We start from the raw sequence: 8,097 nt of genomic DNA, 5'->3' as shown, positions 1-8,097 counted from the left end.
CCGCTCCACCGTGCCTACTTGCGGCCAGCGTGGTTAATGGGGCGCCTAAGATCAAAGTCAAAATCAACAGCACGGCGGCCTGAAAGCCGACCTGAGTGGTGTAGATCAAAAGCGGTCGGAATGTGGGAGTTCCATACATCAGGGAAACTGCAACCTGCCCTGCTTCTGATCTGGCTTTTGCTCCACACCACTCAGGTCGGCTTTCAGGCCGCCGTGCTCTGCTTTTGATCTGCTGTTGATCTTGATCTCAGGCGCCCCATTAACCACGCTGGCCGCACGCAGGCTTGAATCCGTGGGCAACCCGGCAGGACGCCGGGTTAGCCGCGCTGGGCCAAGGATGGCCCAGCGCGGCGGCCCACGGATTCAAGCCGGAGTGCGGGCACACCGAGCCACAGCGAGGTGCCGAGTGGTGGGGCAAGAGCCTTTTGCTTACTTTGGGCTGGGCCGGCATTCCGGCTTTTCCAAAGTGAGTCGCCGTAAGGGCGAAACCATAAGCGGCCGTTACCGCAGCAACGGATATGTACTCAATCCACCTAAAAAATGGCCAAGACAGTTGCTCCCACATTAGGCCTGCATCAGGCAGACGTTATGTTGGCCCGCGCGCTGTGCAGCTTCTTGTAGCTTTCAATCAACCGCAAATGCCGGTCCAACCCTTCCAGCTTCATGCTGGTCGGCGTCAGCCCATAGAAACGCACGCTGCCGTTGACCGAACCAATCACCGCATCCATCCGCTCATTGCCAAACATCCGGCGGAAGTTAGCCTCGTAGTCTTCGAGCTCCAAGTCCTCGTCCAAATGCATCTCCAGCACCGCATTCACCGCCTGGTAGAACAAGCCACGCTCAGCGGTGTTGTCGTTGTACTGCAAGAACATCTCCACGCACTCTTTCGCCTCTTCATATTGCTGCAAGGCGAGGTAGATCAGCAGCTTCAACTCCAGGATCGTCAGCTGACCCCATGCGGTGTTGTCGTCAAACTCGATACCGATCAGTGTGGTGATATCGGTGTAGTCGTCCAGCTCGCTTTCCACCAGACGTTCAGCCAGCGCCTTCAGGTCGTCATCGCTGAGGCTGTGCAGGTTGAGGATATCAGCGCGGAAGAACAGGGCCTTGTTGGTGTTATCCCAGATCAGGTCGTCTACCGGGTAGATTTCCGAGTAATCCGGCACCAGGATACGGCAGGCGGTTGCGCCGAGATGCTCGTACACCGCCATGTAGGACTCTTTGCCCATACCTTCGAGAATGCCGAACAAAGTCGCGGCTTCCTGGACGTTGGAGTCTTCACCTTCGCCTGAGAAGTCCCATTCGACAAACTCGTAATCCGACTGCGCGCTGAAGAAGCGCCATGACACGACACCGCTGGAGTCGATAAAGTGCTCGACGAAGTTGTTCGGCTCAGTCACCGCGTGACCTTCAAAGGTCGGCTGCGGCAAATCGTTCAAGCCTTCGAAACTGCGGCCTTGCAGCAATTCGGTGAGGCTGCGTTCCAGCGCCACTTCCAGGCTTGGGTGCGCGCCGAACGAGGCGAACACGCCACCGGTGCGCGGGTTCATCAAGGTCACGCACATCACCGGGAACTCACCGCCCAGGGACGCATCCTTGACCAGCACCGGGAAGCCTTGGGCTTCCAGCCCTTGAATGCCTGCCAGAATACTTGGGTACTTCGCCAACACGTCGGCGGGCACATCCGGCAGTGCAAATTCACCTTCGATGATTTCGCGTTTGACCGCGCGCTCGAAGATTTCCGACAGGCACTGCACCTGGGCTTCGGCCAGGGTGTTACCCGCGCTCATACCGTTGCTGAGGTAAAGGTTTTCGATCAGGTTCGATGGGAAGTACACCACCTCGCCGTCCGACTGGCGTACGAACGGCAGCGAAACGATGCCACGCTCTTCATTCCCGGAGTTGGTGTCGAACAGGTGGGAACCACGCAATTCGCCATCACGGTTGTAGATCTTCAGGCAGTAGGCGTCGAGGATTTCCGTCGGCAGCTCATCTTTGCGGCCAGGCTGAAACCAGCGCTCGTCCGGGTAATGCACGAACGGCGCGTTGGCGAGCTCTTCGCCCCAGAACTGATCGTTGTAGAAGAAGTTGCAGTTGAGCCGCTCGATAAACTCGCCCAGCGCCGACGCCAAGGCACCTTCCTTGGTCGCGCCCTTGCCGTTGGTGAAGCACATCGGCGAGTGTGCATCGCGGATATGCAACGACCAGACGTTGGGCACGATGTTGCGCCACGAGGCGATTTCAATCTTCATGCCCAGGCCGGCCAGGATGCCCGACATGTTGGCGATGGTCTGTTCCAGCGGCAGGTCTTTACCCGCGATGTAGGTGCCCGCTTCTGACGTGGAGTTGGGCATCAACAGCGCCTGGGCATCTGCGTCCAGGTTTTCCACTTCTTCAATGACAAACTCCGGCCCGGCCTGCACCACCTTCTTTACGGTGCAACGGTCGATGGAACGCAGGATGCCCTGGCGGTCCTTATCGGAGATATCTGCCGGTAACTCGACCTGGATTTTGAAGATCTGGTTGTAGCGGTTTTCCGGATCAACGATGTTGTTCTGCGACAGGCGAATATTGTCCGTGGGGATATTGCGCGTTTCGCAGTACAACTTTACAAAGTACGCCGCACACAACGCCGACGAAGCCAGGAAGTAATCGAACGGCCCCGGTGCCGAACCGTCGCCTTTGTAGCGAATCGGTTGGTCGGCAATCACCGTGAAATCATCGAACTTGGCTTCAAGTCGAAGGTTGTCGAGAAAGTTGACCTTAATTTCCATGCGGGCACACCAGAATATCGAGCTAAACAAATTGGCCGCCATTATGAAGATTTTCGCCGGGAAGTCTCAGGGTTTTCCGTCTTGGCTGCCGATCGGTGCTAACTTCCACCCTCCTCACCTTGAAGACATCGGCCCATGTCCATCACCGATAACCTCCTCGCCTTTACCTTCGCCGCCACCTTGCTGACGCTCACCCCGGGGCTCGATACCGCACTGGTGCTCAGGACCGCCACGGTCGAAGGCAAGCGCCAGGCGCTACAGGCCACCCTCGGTATCAACGCCGGTTGTTTGTTATGGGGTGCGGCTGTCGCCTTTGGCCTGGGCGCGTTGATTGCGGTATCGGAGGTGGCGTTCAACCTGCTCAAGTATTGCGGCGCCGCTTACCTGGCCTGGCTGGGCTTGAACATGCTGCTGCGCCCGCGCCGCTCACTGTCGCCTGTCGAGTCCGACGGCAAGCCCAATAGCAACTGGTTCCTCAAAGGCATGTTGGGCAATGCACTGAACCCCAAGGTGGGGATTTTCTACGTGTCCTTCCTGCCGCAGTTCATCCCCCAAGGCCATTCGATGATTGCCTGGACCTTCGGCCTGGTGAGCATCCATGTGGTATTGGGGCTGCTGTGGTCGCTGGTGTTGATTGGTGCGACTCAGCCGCTGTCCGGCTTTCTGCGCCGGGAAAAGGTCATCCAGTGGATGGACCGCACCACTGGGATGATCTTTGTGTTGTTTGCCGCGCGGCTGGCGTTCAGTAAACGCTGAAGTCTTTAGCCAAACACACCAGATGCCGCCCAGCGCGTCAATCACGCCCTTTACCACGCTTTTTTTGCACCTGAATCACGCATTTTCACGGCGCGTGCGCTGACCTGGGGCACTTCAAATCAAAGCGTTCAACACCCTAAAAAAACCCTGGAACATACGAATTTTTTCGTGTTATGTTGATAACACATAGCCGACAAATGATCCTGAAATAACATTCGTCGATAGGCCTGATTGATATTTCTGCGGATATTTTCATGGATAACATTGGTTTCCTAGAGATGCTGAACCAGAGGTTTGCCGACCTCACTCCGACGGGTAAACGGATTGCGGGTTACCTGCTGGCTAATCCGCAGAAACTGCCCTTCGAGACCGCTGACAGCATCGCCCAGCAGACGGAAACAACCGGGATATCGGTTGGGCGGTTCTTACGTTCGTTGGGTTACCGCAACATTGACGATGTGAAGAAAAGCTTGCGTGACGATGAAGGCAGTGCCTGGGTCCTCACCGACAGGCTGGGGGCTTTCCGTGAGGAAAAGATCCATGGCGATACGCTCGAGAGATCAATGAAGCGAGAACTTGAAGCCATCCAGCGGGTTTATGCGCTGGCTCGTGGCACCACGTTCTCTCGGATCGTCGACAAGCTTTGCACCGCAGACGCTGTTTTTATCGTAGGTATCCAGTCGACTCGCGGCATCTTGAACGCCTTCTTCAGTCACTTGGAGTACATCAGGCCTAAGGTCTATTACGTTGACGGTTTGTCAGGTACCTATGCAGAGTCATTGAACTCTCAGTTCGAAAATCCGTATGCCGTGATTGCAGACTTTCGTATGTACTCGGCCGTTGCTCGAACCTTCTGCAATGTCGCCGATCAACAAAAGCTGCCATTGGCCTTCATTACCGACTTTCAATGCCCATGGGCACGTGATTATCCGCACGATCTGCTTCAACTGGACTCGGACGTTGGGCAGTTCTGGGACTCTCTGGCACCGCTCTCCTGCTTACTGAACCTCATTGTTTCCGCTGTCGCTGAACACTACGGTGATGGTCTCGATGAGCGATTGTCCAAAAATCGTGAGCTGCAACAATTATTTGGCCAGTTTGATTAATGCATAACAAGGCTGAACGTTAACGCCTGTATTGGAACTTTGAAGTGAATAACAACCCCCTCATCGAAATTGATGCCCACGCATTGAGAGTCGAAATCGACCTGGTGTATGCCGGCCCAGATAATTTGGCCGGCAAACAGATTTATCAGGACCCAAGGTGCCTGTTGCATCCAGATGCGGAGGCCTGTCTGCGCAAGGCCAGCCAACTGGCGCAGCAGGCGGGCTTGACACTTCGTGTACTCGACGCTTACCGGCCGCCGTATGCCCAGTATCTATTGTGGGACGCGCTACCAAACTCTGAATATGTCCGCGACCCCGCTTTGGGCTCGCATCATAGTCGCGGCGTGGCCGTCGATCTCACGCTGGTCGACGCGAATGGCAATGCGTTGGATATGGGAACCGGTTTTGATGACATGAGAGAAAAGTCTCATCAGTTCCACGTCGATCTTCCGCCTCTCGTGCAGCAGAACAGGTTGATCTTGCTAGGCATCATGCTGGCGTCCGGATTTACCTATATAGACAGCGAATGGTGGCATTACGAACTACCCCATGCGGAGGCATACCCACTGATTGATGATCAGTCAATCGCACCTGCACATTGACTCAACAACCGTGACACCTGACCGGGACATCAATGAATCCCGGATTAGAACAGACCGCCAACGTTGTGGATTAAAACGAATGGCGCTGCATGGATGCCCTGATGCATCCCGTTTAACTGCCCGGTATAGCACCAATAAAAAACCTGAAATTCCATACATCGAACGATAAAGGAACCGGCATGAAATCAATCATTAAACCTCGTCATCTGGCGATGGCTGTTTTCTTCACCGCCATGGGCCTCGGCACATGGCAATCGGCAAGTGCGGCTGTGCCCCTGGATACCTTGATGATCGGCAAACCTTCCGATCCTCAAACCCTCGACCCGGCCGTCACCATCGATAACAATGACTGGGCAATTACCTACCCCGCTTATCAGCGCCTGGTTACGTACAAGGTCGAGGACGGCAAAGGCAGCACCGAAGTGCAAGGTGAACTCGCCAGCAGTTGGTCAACCTCTGCAGATAACCTGACCTGGGAATTCAAGCTCAAGGCAGGTAACAAGTTCGATGACGGAACCGAGGTGAATGCCGCTGCGGTCAAGTTTTCCTTTGATCGAGTAATGAAGCTTAAACAAGGCCCTTCCGGTGCTTTCCCAGACGATATGGAAGTCAGTGTCGTCGATCCGTTGACCGTGCGCTTTACCCTGAAAGCGCCTTACGCGCCGTTCCTTTCAACGTTGGCACACAACGGTGCCGCGATCGTGAACCCGGACGTTGCCAAAAAGCCTGAAGGGGCCGAAACCTACCTGTCGACGCACACAGCAGGCTCTGGTGCTTTCAAACTGGTCAACTGGCAGAAAGGCCAGGCGCTGACCATGGAACAGAACAGTTACTACGCCGGCCCCAAGCCGACCCTGAACAAGGTAGTAGTAAAGATCATTGGCGAGGCTTCGGTACGCCGCCTGCAACTGGAACATGGCGACCTGGATATCATCGAAGATATGCCTGAGGACCAACTCAAGGAACTGACGAAAAAACCCGGGATTGTGGTCGGTGATTATCCGTCGCTGCGCGTGACGATGCTCTATATGAACACTCAGAAAGCCCCGATGAGCAACCCGGATGCCCGTCGTGCAATCATCGAGTCGCTCGACTACAACGGCATTATCCAGGGCATCCTGGGTGGCAAGGCCAAACCCTTGAATGGCCCAATTCCTCAAGGCATGTGGGCGTATGACGACAAGCTGCCGGCGCTGAAGCAGGACCTGGCTAAAGCCAAAACTGACCTGGCCAAGGTATCGCCGAAAGTCAGCAACCTGACATTCATGTACTCCGACAAAGACCCGAACTGGGAACCTATCGGCCTGACCTTGCAAGCAGGCCTGCAATCGATAGGCGTCAACCTCAAGATGGAGAAGTTGGCCAACGCCAGCATGCGCGAGCGCTTGGGCACAGGTGACTTCGACGTCGCCATCGGTTCGTGGAGCCCCGACTTTGCCGACCCCTACATGTTCATGAACTTCTTTTTTGACTCCAAGCTCAAGGGCCTGGCGGGCAACCGCTCAATGTACGAAAACCCGGCGGTCGACAAGCTGATTCGTGAGTCGGCCACCACCAACGATATGGCCAAGCGTGTCGAGCTGTATCAAGAGGCGCAGAAGATCGTGCTGAACGACAGCGTCTACGCCTACCTCTACCAGAAGGCCTACACCTTGCCGATGAGCGATAAGGTCAAAGGTTATGTGTTCAACCCGATGCTTGAACAAGTTTTCAACATCGGCACGATCACCAAGTAAGGCACTGCCCCTATAAAACGGCCCTGCCGCGCGGGCGGGGTCGCTGCAATGCCATGTCCGCGAGAAGCTTTGCTCTGTCCATTTAAAGAGTGACCGAGGTGCCATATGGCCTTCCTGAATATAGTGCGAAAACGCCTTGGCGGCCTCCTGTTGGTGGTATTTGGGGTTTCACTGATCACGTTCTCGATTTCCCATCTGATCCCCGGTGATCCCGCGCGCTTGATCGCGGGTGATCGGGCCACGGATGCGATTGTCGAACATATTCGACATCAATTAGGCCTGGATTTGCCGCTGTATCAGCAATACGGGCGTTACATGCTTGATCTGTTTCATGGCGACTTGGGCACATCGATAAGAACCAACCGCCCCGTGCTTGAAGACTTGCAGGCGTTCTTTCCGGCAACGCTGGAGTTGGCCTTCGCCGCACTGACGTTGTCTATTCTGGTGGGCGTACCACTGGGCGTGTTATCGGCGGTCTACCACAACCGCCTTATCGACCAGATCGCGAGAACCTTGGCCGTTACCGGTATATCCACGCCAGCATTCTGGCTGGGCCTGGGTTTGATCGTAGTTTTCTACGGCCACTTGAACTGGCTACCCGGCAGCGGTCGACTCGATGAGGGGTTGACCCCTCCGCCAACGCTGACCGGCTTTTACCTGATTGATTCGTTAATTGCGGGTGATACGGCGCTTTTCTTCAACGCACTCAAACATCTGATCCTGCCTGCGATAACCCTGGGGTTCGTCAACCTGGGCGTCATCGCGCGGCAGATTCGCTCGGCGATGCTTGACCAGCTCGGCGAGGACTACATACGAACTGCGCGGGCCTACGGCTTATCGAAGTGGACGGTGATTCTTCGTCATGCGCTGCCCAATGCGTTGATTCCGTCAATCACTGTGCTTGGCTTGACGCTCGGCGACCTGCTGTATGGCGCAGTGTTGACGGAAACCGTGTTCGCCTGGCCCGGTATGGGCGCCTACGTCGTCAAGTCGATTCAATCGCTGGATTTCCCTGCCGTCATGGGCTTCGCCATTCTGGTGTCGTTCATTTACGTGCTGCTCAACATGACTATCGATCTGCTGTATCGCTTGATCGACCCACGCATTGGCGAGGTCCACTGAA

6 protein-coding genes are annotated in these 8,097 nt (G+C 55.6%); 5 read left to right on the top strand and 1 reads right to left on the bottom strand.

The window, feature by feature from the left end; genetic code table 11:
* Positions 1 to 575: 575 nt before the first annotated feature.
* Positions 576 to 2,774 carry an OsmC domain/YcaO domain-containing protein gene (locus BFL40_RS07875; RefSeq protein ID WP_071483433.1) on the bottom strand — a complete coding sequence of 733 codons (2,199 nt, stop codon included), beginning with the start codon at positions 2,772 to 2,774 and terminating at the stop codon, positions 576 to 578.
* Between the two features lie 135 nt (positions 2,775 to 2,909).
* On the opposite strand from BFL40_RS07875, the gene BFL40_RS07870 reads away from it, so the two are divergent.
* The 5 genes from BFL40_RS07870 (at position 2,910) to BFL40_RS07850 (ending at position 8,096) form a co-directional block, all read left to right on the top strand.
* A complete protein-coding gene (locus BFL40_RS07870; protein ID WP_071483432.1) occupies positions 2,910 to 3,530 on the top strand; it encodes a LysE family translocator in 621 nt (206 codons plus the stop codon).
* A gap of 254 nt (positions 3,531 to 3,784) precedes the next feature.
* Entirely contained in the window at positions 3,785 to 4,636 is an 852-nt protein-coding gene (locus BFL40_RS07865; protein WP_071483431.1) for a MurR/RpiR family transcriptional regulator, read from the top strand.
* A 44-nt stretch (positions 4,637 to 4,680) separates the two neighbouring features.
* Positions 4,681 to 5,238 carry a D-alanyl-D-alanine dipeptidase gene (gene ddpX, locus BFL40_RS07860; RefSeq protein ID WP_071483430.1) on the top strand — a complete coding sequence of 186 codons (558 nt, stop codon included), beginning with the start codon at positions 4,681 to 4,683 and terminating at the stop codon, positions 5,236 to 5,238.
* A gap of 179 nt (positions 5,239 to 5,417) precedes the next feature.
* Positions 5,418 to 6,974, top strand: a complete 1,557-nt coding sequence (locus BFL40_RS07855) for an ABC transporter substrate-binding protein (RefSeq protein ID WP_071483429.1) — start codon at positions 5,418 to 5,420, stop codon at positions 6,972 to 6,974.
* 105 nt (positions 6,975 to 7,079) lie between these two features.
* Positions 7,080 to 8,096: an ABC transporter permease gene (locus BFL40_RS07850; protein WP_071483428.1), complete on the top strand. Its 1,017-nt coding sequence runs from the start codon at positions 7,080 to 7,082 to the stop codon at positions 8,094 to 8,096.
* The last annotated feature ends 1 nt before the right edge of the window (position 8,097 follow it).

It is taken from the genome of Pseudomonas costantinii (assembly GCF_001870435.1).
Lineage (GTDB): Bacteria > Pseudomonadota > Gammaproteobacteria > Pseudomonadales > Pseudomonadaceae > Aquipseudomonas > Aquipseudomonas costantinii.
Note: the sequence above shows the minus strand (reverse complement) of the source record. Positions and strands in the feature narration are given on the sequence as shown.